Genomic DNA, 15,664 nt, shown 5'->3' with positions numbered 1-15,664 from the left:
AACACCGTACTAGTATATGACAAGCGTCAGGAAATTATTTACTCGTCCAGTAGCCAATTCCTCAGTAAATAAGGGCAAGGGCAGCCCTGCTAACGGGCTGCCTCTTGTTTATGCCAATATTCGATTATTATTTCAGATAGCCGCTCGGGTTGACCGGAACTTCGTTTTTGCGCACTTCAAAATGCAAATGCGGTCCAGTTGAGTTGCCAGTGTTGCCAACTTCGGCAATTTTTTGTCCCTTTTTCACTGTCTCGCCTTCTTCTACAAGCAAGCCGCCCACACGGATATGAGCGTATAAAGTCCAAAGTCCATTGCCATGATCAATAATGATACAATTTCCGTAACCGCTCGTAGAACGCGATGTAATGACTACCCCGGCCTCAGCCGCATAAATCGCCGTACCTTGCGGGGCCGCAAAGTCCATGCCCGTATGCGTATGCCTCTTTCCGGTAATGGGATGAACCCTGGAGCCAAAATTAGAGGAGACGCGATACCCATCTTTAATTGGCATGCCGAGCTTGCCACCGCTATAAGGGTTTTTAATCCGATTTTTTTCTGCTTGCAGCTTGGAAATCTTCGCCGCTAATTGCACGACCAACTGCTGCTGTTCTTCGCTTACATAGCCCAAATATTCAAGCGTTTCGTTCAGCTCTCCGATATTCTCATTGTAGGATGCGATAAGCACTTCTTTATCCGATTCCTTTTTTCGCAAATCCGCTTGCTGAAGCTCCAGCTCTTGATAGATGGTCTCCAGACCGGCATATTGCAGCTCTACGTCGGCTTTTTTCTGCTCGACCAGCTCTTTATCCTTTTTGTGAGTTTCCAAAATATCGCGGTCGGAGCTCAAAATGGTTTGCAGCGCGTCGAAACGGTCCAAAAAGTCGGTAAAGCTTGTCGCGCTAAGCAAAACATCCATATAAGAAACAAAACCGTTCGTGTACATCGTCCGCATCCGATTTTCCAGCAGCTCGGTTCTTTCGATGACACGCTTTTCGGCTTTTTCAAGTTCCTTCCCGGTCTTGATCAATTCTGCCTGCTTTTTTTCCATTTCCTCTTGCTTCTTGTTTTTCTGCGCCGTTACTGTCTCAATTTCTTTTATTAAGGATGTAATCTCTTTCTCGAGATCCTCTTTTTTGTTCGATAGATCCGTTTTTTTCGTTTCTGCCGCACGAGCTTGTTGAGCTGCGTTAGCTTGCTTGCGCTCCGCATCCCTCATTTGCTGATTGGCCGCTTTAATATCTTTTTCGATTTGGGACAAGGAAGCGGCGTCCGCTTCTCCCCCTCCTGTCGGCTGGAGCGCAAACACTGCCAGCATTGCCGTAGCCACAATGAACGTACCTACTTTTTTAACCTTTGTCATCTTCTCATTGTCACCTACACTTTCAAATACTTTCGTACCGAAATGGTGCTGCCCCAAATCCCGATAAGCGTGCCTATTCCTACTATTAACAAACCTGTCGTCATTCCGGCTTCCTTCATTGGAACCAAAACAATCAGCATCAGCGATAAGTCGACTTGCGTCAATTTAATAATTTGCGAGTAGCCCGCTAGAACAGCAGCTGTCGTCAGAAGGGAACTAATTAAACCGATTAAAGCTCCTTCCACAAAGAAAGGCCATCTAATAAAAGCGTTTGTCGCCCCGACCAGCTTCATAATGCCAATTTCGCGGCGCCTTGCAATAATGGTCATTTTGATCGTGTTGGAGATGAGGAACATCGCCGTCACTCCAAGCCCGATAATGACCACAAATCCGATATTGCGTACCGCGTTTGTTATTTTAAACAACGTTTCGACGGTACCCTGCCCATACTTGATCCGTTCAATTGGATTGGAGCCGTCAGCCTTGTTGATCGCTTCTATTTGAGCTGCGGTGTCCGCTACCTTCTGCGGATCGTAAACCTCTACCGTATAAGAAATCGGCAAAGGATTGTTTTCGTTGTCGTAGCCTTCCAGCCAGTCGCCGTTTTCCTTGCCCATCGCCTTCCGCAAAATTTCAAGCCCTTCTGCTTTGGAGACGATCGTTACTTTGCTTACTTCCGGAATATTTCCGATTTTGTTTTGTAGACCGGTTACTTTCTCGCCTTTTATATCTTCTATTTCATCTTGCAGGTAGACTCGGATTTGAACTTTGCTTTCGATTTGATCCGCCATGGAATTGACGTTCATAGCCAGCAGAACAAAAACTCCCAAAATAAACAAAGAGACAAAAATCGAGCTCATGGACGCAAAGGACATCCAGCCGTTGCGGATAATATTTTTGGCGCCTTCACGCATATGACGGAGCAGAGTGCTAAGCTTCATAGCCGTACTCCCCTCTTGCCTCGTCGCGCACGATCAAGCCGTTCTCAATGGCAATAACCCGCTTACGCATGTTATTAACGATATCTTTGTTGTGAGTAGCCATTACAATGGTCGAACCTCTAAAGTTAATTTCCTCTAGCAAGTTCATAATGCCCATAGACGTTTCGGGATCCAAGTTGCCTGTAGGCTCGTCCGCTACAATAACCGACGGATTGTTCACTATTGCCCGGGCAATCGACACTCTTTGCTGCTCGCCGCCCGATAGCTGGGAAGGCAAGGAGCTGTGCTTATGCTTCAAGCCGACGAGCTCAAGCACTTCCATCGTTCTTTTTCGAATGATCCGCTTCGGCGCCTCAATCGCTTCCATCGCAAAAGCAACATTTTCATAAACGGTCAGTTTGGGAAGCAGCCTGAAATCTTGAAAAACAACTCCAATGTTCCTTCTGACATACGGAATTTTGCGAGGCTTAAGCTTGCCGATATTAAAGCCGTTTACCGAAAGCTGGCCTTTGGTCGGAACCTCTTCCCGATAAATCAGCTTCATAAAAGTGGATTTGCCCGCCCCGGAAGGGCCAACGATATATACGAATTCATTTCGATCTATTCGAACCGAAACGCCGCGCAGTGCATGTGTTCCATCGGCGTAAGTTTTCCAAATGTCGTGCATTTCGATCACGTTATCACATCCTGTTTATAGTCAGTTTTATTATTTCGACAGCGTGCGGCTAATTCCTTCAACAAAGGCGTCATTTCCGCCATTTTCACAATTCTAATGATCAAAGCGTTTGTCGAAAAATCTACCGGCCACCGGGAAAAAGCGGGGTAAATCGGCTTAAAAACACCATTATGGTTAAAAGTCCGCGGCGTCATGGCAGAGGCCAAAACCGCATATAGATGTAGGACTGTTTATGTATGCGGGAAGGGTGTTTTGAACATGAATAAGCTGCGTAAAACGATGTTGATTGTGCTTTCGGTCATTATTTTACTGCTGGCTATCGGCTGGGTGCTCCTGTGGACTTATGCGGAGCAAAACGAAGTGCCGGACGGCGTCACCGCGGGAATCGCCGACATCGGCGGACTGTCCGTGGACGACGCGGTTGCGTGGCTAGAAGGCTATGAGCAAGCTCTTGGGGAGAGGAGCATTACGATTGAAGCAGGCGGCTTATCCGGGGGCAGTAAAAGCTGGACCGTCGAAGAGCTTGGCTATAAGTCCTCTTTTGCAGAGGCCAAAAGCAGCTTAGAACGGCTCCAGGAAGGGAGCGTCCTTCGGCGAGCTCTGTATCGCGTCCGTTTTCCCAAAAGCTTCTCTTTGGCGCAAAGCTGGAATGGGGATGCTCTTGAAGCAGCACTGCACAAGCAATGGGGCTGGATCGAAAAGAATGAGTCCTCGGACGCTGTTCGAACCATTACCGAGCAGGACGAAGTCGTCTATATGCCGCACACGAACGCTTTCCGCCTCGATACGGGAGCATTGCTGCCGAAGGTAGTGGAATGGGTCATTTTGAAGCCGGAAAGGGCAGGAGCAGCCCTCCGTAAAGAGGACTTGTTGTGGAAAGCGCAGCTTCCCGTCCGGGTCGTGCAGCCAAAGATTACGCTGGAGAAGCTGAAAAGCGAAGGAATAGAGCGGAAGATTGTCTCTTTTACAACAGACTTTGCAACAAGCGCCAGTGGAAGAGCCCATAACGTTACGGTCACAGCGGAGTCGCTGCACGATTGGTTTTTGAAACCCGGGGAAGTGTTCTCCTACAGCGAGCTGATTGCCAAAGCGGAAAAAGAGCATCAGTACAAAGAAGCCCCCGTTATTATTAACGGGAAATTTGTACCCGGCATTGGCGGCGGCATTTGCCAAGTATCCAGCACCCTCTACCAAACGGTGCTCCGTGCAGGCCTTGATATCGTCGAAAGGCGCAATCACTCCTTGCCCGTTTCCTATTTGCCCCTTGGCTTTGACGCAACCTATGCAACGGATTCCATCGATTTCAAATTTCGCAATTCTACCGGCAAAGCTATGTTGATCCGAACCGAGGTGAGGGATCGCAGGTTGACGGTTAAGTTGTTCGGCACCATGCCCCAAAACGAAAGATACGAGATCGAGTCTGTAACGCTAAAGACGATTCCGCAAGCCGTTAAACAAACGGTAAACCCTTCCCTTTCCGTCGGAGCCAGAAAAGTAGTGGAGCAGGGGAAAAAAGGTTACGTCGTAGAAACGTACCGTACCCTTGTAAGGGATGGGGCCGTTGTGTCGCGCGAACGCGTCTCTAAAGATACTTACCGGGCACAGCCCACCCTTATTGAGATTGGACCAGCCTCGCTGGACGCTACTCCCGTCCCTTCGGCGACTCCCGCTCCGGATGATATCATTGTGGAGGACGGATTGTAGGTTTGGTTTGTATAAGTTCTGTCCACATAAAAAAGAACGGGAAAGCCCGTTCTTTTTTTTAATATCCTAATGTCGCCATATATAAAGGCCTTATTAACCCCAAAGTTAAATCTGTACTTGCCCCGCAAACGTGAGACACGCTGGCTTTATTTGCTGCGCTCTAAATACTCCGCAACCCATGCCGCTGTTTCCGCCAAAGACGCGTCTGCACGGCTGATTGCTCCTTCGACCTGAACTTTCGCTGTGCCGCCGTAAACATCGCGGGCGTTGACAACTTGCTCCGGCTGAAGCACATCGTAAATGCGCTCGTCGAACAAAGAGGAGAACTGCTTGAACTCATCGATTGTCAGATCAAGCAAATATTTGTTTTGCTGAATGCAGTACAGAACCGTTTTGCCGATTACTTCGTGCGCCTGGCGGAACGGCAAGCCTTTGCCCACCAGGAAGTCGGCGATATCCGTCGCGTTCGAGAAATCTTGGTTGACCGCTTGGCGCATCCGGTCTTTGTTGACCTTCATCGTCGCGATCATCGGAGCGAACAGTTGAAGCGCGCCTTGCAGCGTCTTCACCGTGTCGAACATCCCTTCCTTGTCTTCCTGCATATCCTTGTTGTATGCAAGCGGAAGCGACTTAAGCACCGTCAGCAAGCCTACGAGATTGCCATAAACGCGGCCCGTTTTGCCGCGGACAAGTTCCGGCACGTCCGGATTTTTTTTCTGCGGCATAATGCTGCTTCCCGTGCAGAACGCATCGTCCAATTCCACAAAGCGGAATTCCGTGCTGGACCACAGAATGAGCTCTTCGCTCAAACGGGAAAGATGCATCATAATAATCGAAGCGTGCGACAAAAACTCCAAAATAAAGTCGCGATCGCTTACCGCATCCAAACTGTTTTCATAGACGCGGTCAAACTTCAGCTCACTCGCCACAAAATGACGGTCAATCGGGAACGTCGTACCGGCAAGAGCGCCGGCGCCAAGCGGCAGCACGTTAATACGTTTGTAGCTGTCTTGCAAACGCTCGATATCGCGGCCGAACATGGACACATACGCCATCAGATGATGCGCGAACAAAATCGGCTGCGCCCGCTGAAGATGCGTATAGCCCGGCACGATCGTATCTGTATTTGCTTTTGCCTGCTCCACAAGAGCCGATTGCAGCTTATAAAGCATGTCCACGAACTCAACGACGCGCTTGCGAAGCCATAAGTGCATATCTGTCGCCACTTGGTCGTTGCGGCTGCGGCCTGTATGCAGCTTGCCGCCGACCGTTCCGACATCGTCGATTAGCGTTTTTTCGATATTCATATGGATATCTTCATCGCCAATCGAAAATTCAATATCGTTGCGCTTGATACGCTGCAACACGCGATGAAGGCCATCCTTAATTTTTTCCACATCGTCGGCGGGCAAAATGCCCTGTTTGCCCAGCATCGTCACATGTGCCAAGCTGCCTTGAATATCCTCTTCGGCCAGCTCTTTGTCGAACATAATCGAAGCCGTATACTCTTCCACCAACTGATCCGTCTGTTTAGTAAAACGACCGCCCCATAGTTTGCTCACAGTAATCCGCACTCCCTTCCGGATGCAAGGGAACGGAAGCTTGGGGCCAGAACCGACAATTCCGATTCTGCCCGCAAGCTTCCGCCCGATTCCGGTTTATTAGTTTTTGCTTTGCTCCACGCCGGAAGACACTTTCAAACGCAATGCATTCAAGCGGATAAAGCCCGTTGCGTCGCCTTGATCATAAGCTTTGGACGGATCGGCCTCCATTGTGGCGATGTCCGGGTTGTACAAGCTGACCGGGCTTTGCACGCCCGCTCCGATGACATTTCCTTTATATAGCTTCAAACGGACAACGCCCGTTACGTTCTTTTGAGATTCGGCCACAAGCGCCTGAAGAGCGAGTCTCTCAGGTGCAAACCAGAAGCCGTTGTAAACGAGCAGGCTGTACTTGGCGATCAAGGAATCGCGCAAATGCATCACTTCACGATCCATAGTGAGCGACTCCATTTTGCGGTGCGCCGTAAACAGGATCGTGCCGCCCGGCGTCTCGTATACGCCACGGCTTTTCATCCCGACAAAACGGTTTTCGACCATGTCGACACGGCCGATTCCATGTTTGCCGCCAAGTTCGTTGAGGCTCTCCATTACTTCCAAAGGAGACAGCGATTTGCCGTTGATCGCGACGCAGTCGCCTTTTTCAAACGTCAGCTCCACATATTCCGCTTGATCCGGAGCACGCTCCGGCGATACGCTCAGCACGTACATGTCTTCGTTTTCTTCCGAGCTAGGATCGAACCAAGGGTCTTCCAGCATGCCGCTCTCGAAGCTGATATGAAGCAGGTTGCGGTCGGTCGAATACGGTTTGGCCGCGGATGCGGTAACCGGGATGCCGTGTTTCTCCGCATAAGCGATCATTTCTGCGCGGCCCGGGAACTGCTCGCGGAACGCTTCCAATCTCCAAGGCGCAATAACGCCGATTTCAGGCGCAAGCGCCGCCGCCGTTAGCTCGAACCGCACTTGGTCGTTGCCTTTTCCAGTCGCGCCGTGCGCGATAGCTGTGGCGCCTTCCGCACGGGCGATATCGACCATGCGTTTCGCAATTAGGGGACGCGCAATAGAAGTGCCTAGCAAATATTGACCTTCATAAAGGGTGCCTGCCTGGAACATCGGGTAAATAAAGTCCTTCGCAAACTCTTCGCGCAAGTCGTCGATGTACACTTTAGATGCGCCCGTTGCCAAAGCTTTCGCTTCCAGCCCGTCGAGCTCGTCCTTTTGTCCGATATCCGCCGTAAAAGCAATAATTTCCGCGTCGTACGTTTCTTTCAACCATTTCAAAATGACCGATGTATCCAAGCCGCCGGAATAGGCAAGCACAATTTTTTCTTTTGCCATAGTCTCCTCTTACTCCCCTTTGAATGTAAATTTTGAATCCGCCGATCTATATTACGCCATAATTGCCGCCATAATTGCTTTCTGCGCATGAAGACGATTTTCCGCCTGGTCGAAAATAATGGATTGAGCGCCGTCGATGACGCTTTCGCTCACTTCTTCGCCGCGATGCGCCGGCAGGCAATGCATGAATTGGAAATCCTTTTTTGCATATTTGACAAGCTCGTCATTAACCTGATAGTTGGCAAAAGCGACCTCGCGCTCCTTCTGCTCCGCTTCTTGGCCCATGCTCGCCCATACGTCCGTATAGATGATGTCCGCGTCCGCTACCGCTTCCTTCGGATCGTGGGTAATGACGACATTGGAGCCCGTCGCCGCCGCGTTTTCTTTCGTCTGGCGAATAATATCGGAATCCGGCTCGTACCCTTCCGGTGTAGCGATCGACATATGCATACCGAGCTTGGCCGCTCCCATCATAAGGGAATGAACCATATTGTTGCCGTCGCCGACATAAGCGATTTTTAGCCCTTCCAAATTGCCCTTTTTCTCATAAATCGTCTGGAAATCGGCAAGCGCTTGGCAAGGATGGGAAAGATCCGTTAGCCCGTTAATGACAGGAATCATCGCTCCTCTTGCCAGCTCAACCACTTTGCGGTGAGCGAAAGTACGAATCATAATGCCGTCCAAATAGCGGGAAAGCGTCTGCGCTGTGTCCCAAATCGTCTCTCCGCGCCCAAGCTGCAAATCGTTGCTGCTCAGAAACAGCCCTTGGCCGCCGAGCTGGTACATCCCCACTTCGAACGACACGCGCGTGCGGGTGGACGATTTTTCAAAAACCATGCCCAGCGTTTTGCCTTTCAAAATGTGATGTTGTTCGCCTGCCTTCTGTTTTCTTTTTAGATCGATGGCCAGATCGATTAAATATTGAAGCTCTTCCTTCTTAAAATCGACCAGCATCAAAAAGTCGCGCCCTTTCAGGCTCTGCGCGATCTCCTCGTTAACTATTTGCATGTTTTTTCCTCCTCCAAGGTTTGCGAAGCAAACCTACTTCGTAAGCAATATCTTAAGGTTTGCGGAGCAAACCTTTCACTTTATTGGCTTGCGGCCTCCACCAGTTCGGCTAGCAGAGATACCGCTTCATCGATTTCTTCGTTTGTCACCAGCAAATTAGGCAATAGACGAATGACATTTGGCCCCGCCGTAATGACCAGCAATCCGCGCTTTTGCGCTGCTACTACAATATCGGACACCGGTCCCGCGCACTCAATGCCCACAAGCAAGCCGAGTCCGCGCACTTCCTGCACAAGGCTTGCGCCAGCGAGCTTTTCCCGGAGCTGCTCCTGCAAGTAGCGTCCTTGCTCCGCCGCTCTCGCTGACAGATCGTCGCCGACGATCGTTTCAAGCGTGGCTTTCACGACTGCGGTCGCAATTGGCGTTCCGCCAAAGGTAGAGCCGTGGCTGCCCGCCGTAAAACCTTCGCGCAGCTTCTCCTTCGCCACCATGGCGCCGACTGGGAAGCCGCTTCCGAGCCCTTTTGCCAGTGTAAAAATATCCGGCTCAATGCCGAAATGCTCATACGCGAACAGCTTGCCCGTCCGGCCCATTCCCGTTTGAATCTCGTCGACGATTAGCAGAATGCCCTCGCGCTCGCACAGCTCCGCCACTTGCTTAATATAAGTTTGATCGACAGGATGAATGCCGCCTTCCGCCTGAACCATCTCCAGCATAATCGCCGCCGTTTTGTCGCTCGCAGCCGCCTCAAGCGCGGCGAAATCGTTAAGAGCGATATAGCGGAACCCTTCCGGCAGCGGAGCAAAACCTTCCTTCACCTTTGCCTGACCCGTCGCTGTTAGTGTCGCCAGCGTCCGTCCGTGGAAAGACTGCTCAAACGTAATGATCTCGTAGCGCCCATTATTTTGAACAAGCTGCTGATAGCGCCGAGCCAGCTTAATAGCCGCTTCGTTCGCCTCCGCACCGGAGTTGCAAAAGAATACCGCATCGCCCACGCTGTTGTCTGTAAGCAGCTTGGCAGCCTCCGCTTGATTCGGAATATGGAACAGGTTCGATACATGCCAAAGCTGGTCCAGCTGCTGCACAAGAGCTTCTTTAATTCGCTGCGGGGCGTGGCCCAAGTTAGTTACGGCAATGCCGCTCATAAAATCCAAATATCGGTTGCCCGCATCATCCCAGAGCCAGCTGCCTTCCCCTTTTACAAGGGTGATGGGATAGCGAGCATAGGTTGGAAACAACGATGAACCGGCCGACACGATCGCTTGATCACTCATTCTTTATTGCACCCGCCCTTCAACGCTTTGTACAATTTTGGTTCCGACTCCGCCTTCGCGAACCGCCCGCGTGAGCACGCCCGGCTCTTGCCCGCTTACGATCACGACTTCGCGGACGCGTCCTTGAATACATTGAACGGCCGCGCGCACCTTCGGAATCATGCCGCCGTATATTTCGCCGCTGGCAATCATCTCTTCGATTTCTGCAACCGAGACGGAAGGCAACACTTGCTTCTCCCCGTCCACCGTTTTCAAAATGCCCGGAACATCCGTCACGACAATCATCCGCTCGACTCCCAAATGAGAGGCAACCGCACCGGCCGCCGTATCCGCGTTGATATTGTAGCGCTGCCCGCTCGCGTCGATCCCGATCGGCGCAATGACGGGAATATAGTTCATATCCATAATGCCTTCAATAATGTCTGCTTTGACTTCCGTTACATCGCCTACAAAACCGATATCCGCAGCGTTCGCCACAGGGCGGGCTTGAATGAGACCGCCATCTACCCCGGAGAGGCCAAGCGCCTCGGCGCCGTTCAGCCCGATTTTCCGCACGATTTCTTTATTGATACGTCCTGCAAGCACCATTTCGACAACATCGAGCACATCGTCGTTTGTTTTGCGAAGGCCGTTTACAAATTCCGTTTCAATGCCAAGCTTCGTTAGCGTCTCCGATATGGCCGGACCGCCGCCATGTACGATGACCGGCTTAACGCCCGAACGCTGCAGCTCGCGAAGCTCCCCAAAAAATTCATCCGGAAGCGCCGCAAGCGTGCTTCCGCCGCATTTCATTACAAACCGTTGTTCCATTGCCGTCTCATCCTCCACCCGTGGGCCCAAAGCCGCCTAAGTCCGATATGCCGCATTAATGCGGACGTAATCATAGGTCAGGTCGCAGCCCCACGCGGTTGCAGCGCCTTCCGCCATATGCAGGTCAACGCCGATGACAACGGTGTCGCCCTTCAAATATTCCAAAGCCAGCTCCTCGTCAAACGCTGCCGGACTGGATTGCCTCAACGTTACAATATCACCAAGCCTAATATCGACCGTATCAGGGTTAACAGGCTGTCCGGCCCGGCCTACCGCTGCGATAATGCGTCCCCAGTTGGCATCTGCGCCAAATACGGCCGACTTCACGAGCGAGGAACCGATAACCGTCTTTGCAATCGCCTGCGCCGATTCATCGCTGACCGCACCGCGCACCTGCACCTCTACCAGTTTCGTCGCTCCTTCGCCGTCTCTTGCAATGGCTTTTGCAAGCACCTCGCATACATAGCGAAGCGCCGCAGCAAATGCCCCCCAACCTTCATGCGAAGGCGTAAGCTCAACGTTTTCGGCCAGCCCGCTTGCCATAGCGACCAGCATATCGTTGGTGCTTGTATCTCCATCTACCGTAATCATATTGAACGTCAAGTCTGTCGCTCCGCGCAGCAGCGTTTGCAGCGCATCGCTGCCAATATTGGCATCCGTCGTCACAAAACCAAGCATCGTTGCCATGTTAGGATGAATCATCCCGGAGCCTTTGGCCGCTCCAGCTACCGATACCCGCTTGCCATCCAGCTCCAGCTCGACACAAACCATCTTTTGCACCAAATCCGTAGTCAAAATAGCTTGGCAAAAGCCCTCAGCGCCTGCTAAATCGCCGCCGAGCTCAGCCGGAAGCCCTGCAATGCCGCTGCGCACCTTAACCATCTTCAGCGTTTCGCCAATGACTCCCGTAGAAGCAACGGCTACATGCTCCGCTTTTACGCCGATGGCATCCGCAAACTTCGCGCGCATTTCATAAGCGTCGGCTTCTCCCTGCTCCCCGGTACATGCATTCGCGTTGCCGCTGTTTACAAGCACGGCGCGCAAAAAGCCGTCAGAACCAATGCTCTCCCTTGTTACTTTGAGCGGAGCCGCTTGAAAGATGTTTGTCGTATATACGCCCGCAGCCGCAGCCGGGACGTCGCAAACGATGGCGCCCAAATCGTGGCGCGTTGTTTTCTTAAGGCCGCAATGAAGACCGCCTGCGCGGAACCCTTGCGGTGTAGTGATCGAACCGTCAGCTACGATCTTGAATTGCGAGGAAGCTATTCCCTGTCCCATTGTCTATCGTTTCTCCTTCAACCAAATAGATAAAAGACCGTTATGGATAAACAGGAACGAATTGCAATCCAAGCGTCTCGTCCCAGCCCATCATCAGATTTAAATTTTGCACCGCCTGGCCGGCAGCGCCTTTCACCAAGTTGTCGATGACCGATACGATCGTAATCCGATTCGTCCGCTCATCCAGCGCAAAGCCGATATCGCAATAGTTGGAGCCCCATACTTCCTTCGTCGAAGGCCACTGGCCTTCAGGACGAATGCGGACAAACGAGCGTCCCTCGTAAAATTGTTTATATAAATCTATAAATTCGCCTACTGTACGCTGACCTTCTACTTTGGCATACATGGTGGACATAATACCGCGCGTCATAGGGACCAAATGCGTAGTGAACGTGGTCACAACGGGCGCTCCCGCAGTGTCCGACAATACCATTTCGATCTCAGGAATGTGCTGATGCTTATTTATTTTATAGGCTTTAAAATTTTCGTTTAATTCCGAATAATGAGTGCCCAAGGAAGCGCCTCTTCCAGCGCCCGACACGCCGGACTTGGCATCGATAATAATCGTAGACGGATCAATAAAGCCCGCCTTAACCGCTGGTACAAGTCCGAGCAAAGTAGCTGTCGGATAACAGCCCGGATTGGAGATAAAGCTCGCTCCCGGCACTTGCTCGCCGTAAATTTCCGTCAGGCCGAATACCGCTTGATCCAAATAGCTTTGCTCCGCGGCCGGCTTTTTGTACCACTGCTCATAAAGCTCCGGCGATTTCAGCCTGAAATCTCCCGACAAGTCAACCACCTTCAGCCCCGCTTCCAGCAGTTCCGGCACAAGCTTACTCGCTACCCCGGCAGGTGTCGCCAAAAAGACAACATCCGCCTTCGACTTAATCGTTGCCGTATCTACATCGTCGAGCAATTCCTCGCGAATGCCGATCAAATGAGGATATCCTTCCGCAATCGACGTTCCCGCGCTGGAAGACGAAATGACCGACGTCACTTCCGCCAAAGGATGCGAAGCCAGCAGCCGTATCAATTCCACTCCGCCATAGCCGGTCGAGCCGACAATCGCTACACCAATCTTATTTCCCATCTTCCATCTCTCCTATCGCGAGCCGCCGCCTTAACAAAATTATTCCGTTCGATTCGATATGCGGCATCCTTACTTGGATTACCCTTTTCGGCCCGATCATGCGGCAATTCAGCTCTATGTATCTCGTTCCCCGTCTCTTGTTCAATGAATATTCATTCACCATAAAGAATGCGGAAAAGCTTGAATTTTGTATACAACTTCCTATTGTACATCATTAAGCAGTACATGGAAATATAAGTTCTTAGTGTATTATTATACAGTCGCATTTATATTAATACAATGCCGTTTTGCCTTCTTTTTTTGGAAAAAGAAACGGAAGTTACCGCAGCCGCAGAGCATTCGCTCTCACTGGCTTACAGTACTTCCGCTTATCTATCCGTATAGTTTGATCAATCCGTTGACCATTTCGTTTGCTCTACCGGCTTAAACATTTCGTATCCGCCCCGATTGATCTTTGGGCTTGCGCTCCTTACTTGCTCGTTGTTCTCATGTTCAAGGTGTTCTTTTCCCTAAGCCTCCAGCTTAAAGCCCTGCCCGAGCACTTCCGCTGTGTTACTTATGATGACAAACGCTCCAGTGTCGATGGAACGAACGAGCTGCTTCAGCTTGGACACTTCATTTTGTCCCACCACGACCATCAACACGGTTTTGCCCGTGCCCGTATAGCCCCCATGTCCGTCCAGCCTCGTCAATCCCCGGTCCAGATCGTGAAGAATCGCCTCTGCGATTTCCTCCGTCTGCTCACTAATAATAAAAGCCACTTTGGAAAGTTGAAGGCCGTTTTGTACAAAATCGATCGTTTTGCTCGTCACAAACAGTCCGATCAGCGCATACAGGGACACCTCAGGCGAAAATACGAAACCTGCCGCCACAATAACGCAGCCGTCGAACAAAACAATGGCAAGGCTGTACGGCAGTCCTGTCAGCCGATGCAAGATTTGCGCCGCCAAATCGAGGCCGCCCGTCGAACCGCCGCCCCGAAACACGATTCCAAGTCCCACGCCTACGCCGATCCCCCCGTAAATAGCGGCCAAAATCGGATTGTCCGTCGGCGTCGGGATTTGGGCAGTGAGCAGGACAAACAACGGTAGGACGACCGTTCCGAGCAGCGTTTTGGCGCCGAACTTTTTCCCGAGCAGCCACAATCCCCCGAGGAACAGCGGAATGTTAACCGCCCATTGGGTTAAAGCGGGCATAAACCCCGTCAATTCTTTTACCAAAATCGAAATGCCGGACACCCCGCCCGACGCGATGCCGTTTGGCACCAAAAACATATTGAAGCTAAGCGCCACAACAAAAGAGCCAAATAACAATTGCAGCACGTTCCAAACGGCTTGCGCTTGCGGGTTCATCCGCTTTACTCGATTACCGCGTTTCACCTTTCCCACTTCCAATCGTCTCATCCCCTTATTCGCAAAGAAAGAGCCCCACACTGTAACAGTGTTGGAACTCTTCCTATAAGCTATGCATATGCATTATGTGTTCTTAGAAGCTGGTTTGACTAGAGCCCGCTCTAGTCGTGGCGAATCTGATGACGCAAATATCCGTCGATAAACGCATCCAGATCGCCATCCATGACGGCTCCGACGTTGCCGGTCTCCACCGAAGTACGGTGATCCTTCACCATGCTGTACGGATGGAATACATAGGAACGAATTTGGCTGCCCCACGCGATATCCGATTGCACGCCGCGAATTTCCGCCAGCTGTTTCATTTGTTCCTCGATCTTCCGCTCGTAAAGTTTGGACCGCAACATCTTCATCGCGCGATCGCGGTTCGCAATTTGAGAACGCTCCTGCTGGCACGCTACGACGATGCCTGTCGGAATATGCGTAATCCGAATCGCGGATTCCGTCTTGTTGACGTGCTGGCCGCCCGCGCCGCTGGCCCGGTACGTATCCACTTTCAAATCTTCCGTACGGACTTCAATTTCAATGTTGTCGTCAATTTCCGGCATGACGTCGCATGAAGCGAAGGACGTATGACGGCGACCCGCCGAATCAAAAGGTGAAATACGGACCAGACGATGCACGCCCTTCTCCGCCTTCAAGTAGCCGTACGCGTTATAGCCCTTCACCAGCATCGTGACGCTTTTGATGCCCGCTTCGTCGCCATCGTGATAATCGAGCACTTCCACTTTGAAGCCTCGCTTCTCAGCCCAGCGCGTATACATCCGGTACAGCATCATGCCCCAGTCTTGCGACTCCGTGCCCCCCGCTCCCGGATGAAGCTCCACGATGGCGTTCAGCTTGTCGTAAGGCTGGTTCAACAGAAGCTGAAGTTCGAAGTCGCTTACTCGGCTCATCAGCGAGGCCACGCCGTCCGCCACTTCCTGCTCCATCGACTCATCATTTTCTTCTTCCGCAAGCTCAAGCATCATCGCGAGCTCTTCATGGTCATTGTTCAGCCGCTCATATTGCTCTACGACCGACTTGACCGCGTTCAGCTCGGAAATGACACTTTGAGCGCGCTCATTGTCATCCCAAAAATCGGGCATCGACATTTTTTCTTCATAGTTGGCGATCATCTCTTGCTTAAGGTCTAAGTCAAAGAGACCCCCTAAGCTCTTGGAGTCGCTTCGCCATTTCACGCAAATCTTGCTTTACCGTAATATCCAACATGGCTG

The 15,664-nt window shown here is 51.4% G+C and carries 13 protein-coding genes; 1 reads left to right on the top strand and 12 read right to left on the bottom strand.

The window, feature by feature from the left end; genetic code table 11:
* Positions 1-127: 127 nt before the first annotated feature.
* From ACFQZE_RS22005 to ftsE, 3 genes are read right to left on the bottom strand one after another with little or no spacing between them, the layout of a single operon-like run.
* Positions 128-1,360: a murein hydrolase activator EnvC family protein gene (locus ACFQZE_RS22005; protein WP_379361119.1), complete on the bottom strand. Its 1,233-nt coding sequence runs from the start codon at positions 1,358-1,360 to the stop codon at positions 128-130.
* A gap of 14 nt (positions 1,361-1,374) precedes the next feature.
* A complete protein-coding gene (ftsX, locus tag ACFQZE_RS22000; RefSeq protein WP_379361117.1) occupies positions 1,375-2,301 on the bottom strand; it encodes a permease-like cell division protein FtsX in 927 nt (308 codons plus the stop codon).
* Positions 2,291-2,977, bottom strand: a complete 687-nt coding sequence (ftsE, locus tag ACFQZE_RS21995) for a cell division ATP-binding protein FtsE (protein ID WP_379361115.1) — start codon at positions 2,975-2,977, stop codon at positions 2,291-2,293. The genes ftsX and ftsE overlap by 11 nt, the downstream gene beginning before the upstream one ends.
* A 258-nt stretch (positions 2,978-3,235) precedes the next feature.
* Here ftsE and ACFQZE_RS21990 point away from each other — a divergent pair, with 258 nt between their 5' ends.
* Complete coding sequence (locus ACFQZE_RS21990; protein ID WP_379361113.1) at positions 3,236-4,681, top strand: VanW family protein; 1,446 nt, start codon at positions 3,236-3,238, stop codon at positions 4,679-4,681.
* Positions 4,682-4,827: 146 nt separating this feature from the next.
* Here the strand turns inward: ACFQZE_RS21990 and argH are convergent, their stop codons facing one another.
* The 9 genes from argH to prfB form a co-directional block, all read right to left on the bottom strand.
* The gene (gene argH / locus ACFQZE_RS21985) at positions 4,828-6,243 is read right to left on the bottom strand and encodes an argininosuccinate lyase (protein ID WP_379361111.1); all 1,416 of its coding nucleotides are present in this window, start codon (positions 6,241-6,243) and stop codon (positions 4,828-4,830) included.
* A gap of 99 nt (positions 6,244-6,342) precedes the next feature.
* Positions 6,343-7,578: an argininosuccinate synthase gene (locus tag ACFQZE_RS21980; RefSeq protein ID WP_379361109.1), complete on the bottom strand. Its 1,236-nt coding sequence runs from the start codon at positions 7,576-7,578 to the stop codon at positions 6,343-6,345.
* Between the two features lie 51 nt (positions 7,579-7,629).
* A complete protein-coding gene (argF, locus tag ACFQZE_RS21975) occupies positions 7,630-8,586 on the bottom strand; it encodes an ornithine carbamoyltransferase (RefSeq protein WP_379361107.1) in 957 nt (318 codons plus the stop codon).
* 80 nt (positions 8,587-8,666) lie between these two features.
* Positions 8,667-9,860 (bottom strand): acetylornithine transaminase, encoded by a 1,194-nt coding sequence (locus ACFQZE_RS21970; RefSeq protein WP_379361105.1) that lies wholly within the window; start codon positions 9,858-9,860, stop codon positions 8,667-8,669.
* A 3-nt stretch (positions 9,861-9,863) separates the two neighbouring features.
* Positions 9,864-10,670, bottom strand: coding sequence for an acetylglutamate kinase (gene argB, locus ACFQZE_RS21965; protein WP_379361103.1), 807 nt, complete (start codon positions 10,668-10,670; stop codon positions 9,864-9,866).
* Positions 10,671-10,706: 36 nt separating this feature from the next.
* Positions 10,707-11,948: a bifunctional ornithine acetyltransferase/N-acetylglutamate synthase gene (gene argJ, locus ACFQZE_RS21960; RefSeq protein WP_379361101.1), complete on the bottom strand. Its 1,242-nt coding sequence runs from the start codon at positions 11,946-11,948 to the stop codon at positions 10,707-10,709.
* 40 nt (positions 11,949-11,988) lie between these two features.
* Positions 11,989-13,038, bottom strand: a complete 1,050-nt coding sequence (gene argC / locus ACFQZE_RS21955) for an N-acetyl-gamma-glutamyl-phosphate reductase (RefSeq protein WP_379361099.1) — start codon at positions 13,036-13,038, stop codon at positions 11,989-11,991.
* 509 nt (positions 13,039-13,547) lie between these two features.
* A complete protein-coding gene (locus ACFQZE_RS21950; protein WP_379361154.1) occupies positions 13,548-14,390 on the bottom strand; it encodes a YitT family protein in 843 nt (280 codons plus the stop codon).
* Positions 14,391-14,551: 161 nt separating this feature from the next.
* A protein-coding gene (prfB, locus tag ACFQZE_RS21945) for a peptide chain release factor 2 (protein WP_379361097.1) occupies positions 14,552-15,659 on the bottom strand; the annotation gives its coding sequence in 2 pieces (ribosomal slippage) (positions 14,552-15,586 and positions 15,588-15,659; 1,107 coding nt in all).
* Positions 15,660-15,664 lie beyond the last annotated feature (5 nt).

Source organism: Paenibacillus sp. GCM10027627, from assembly GCF_042675505.1.
Lineage (GTDB): Bacteria > Bacillota > Bacilli > Paenibacillales > Paenibacillaceae > Pristimantibacillus.
This window is presented reverse-complemented; position numbering and strand designations above follow the sequence as displayed.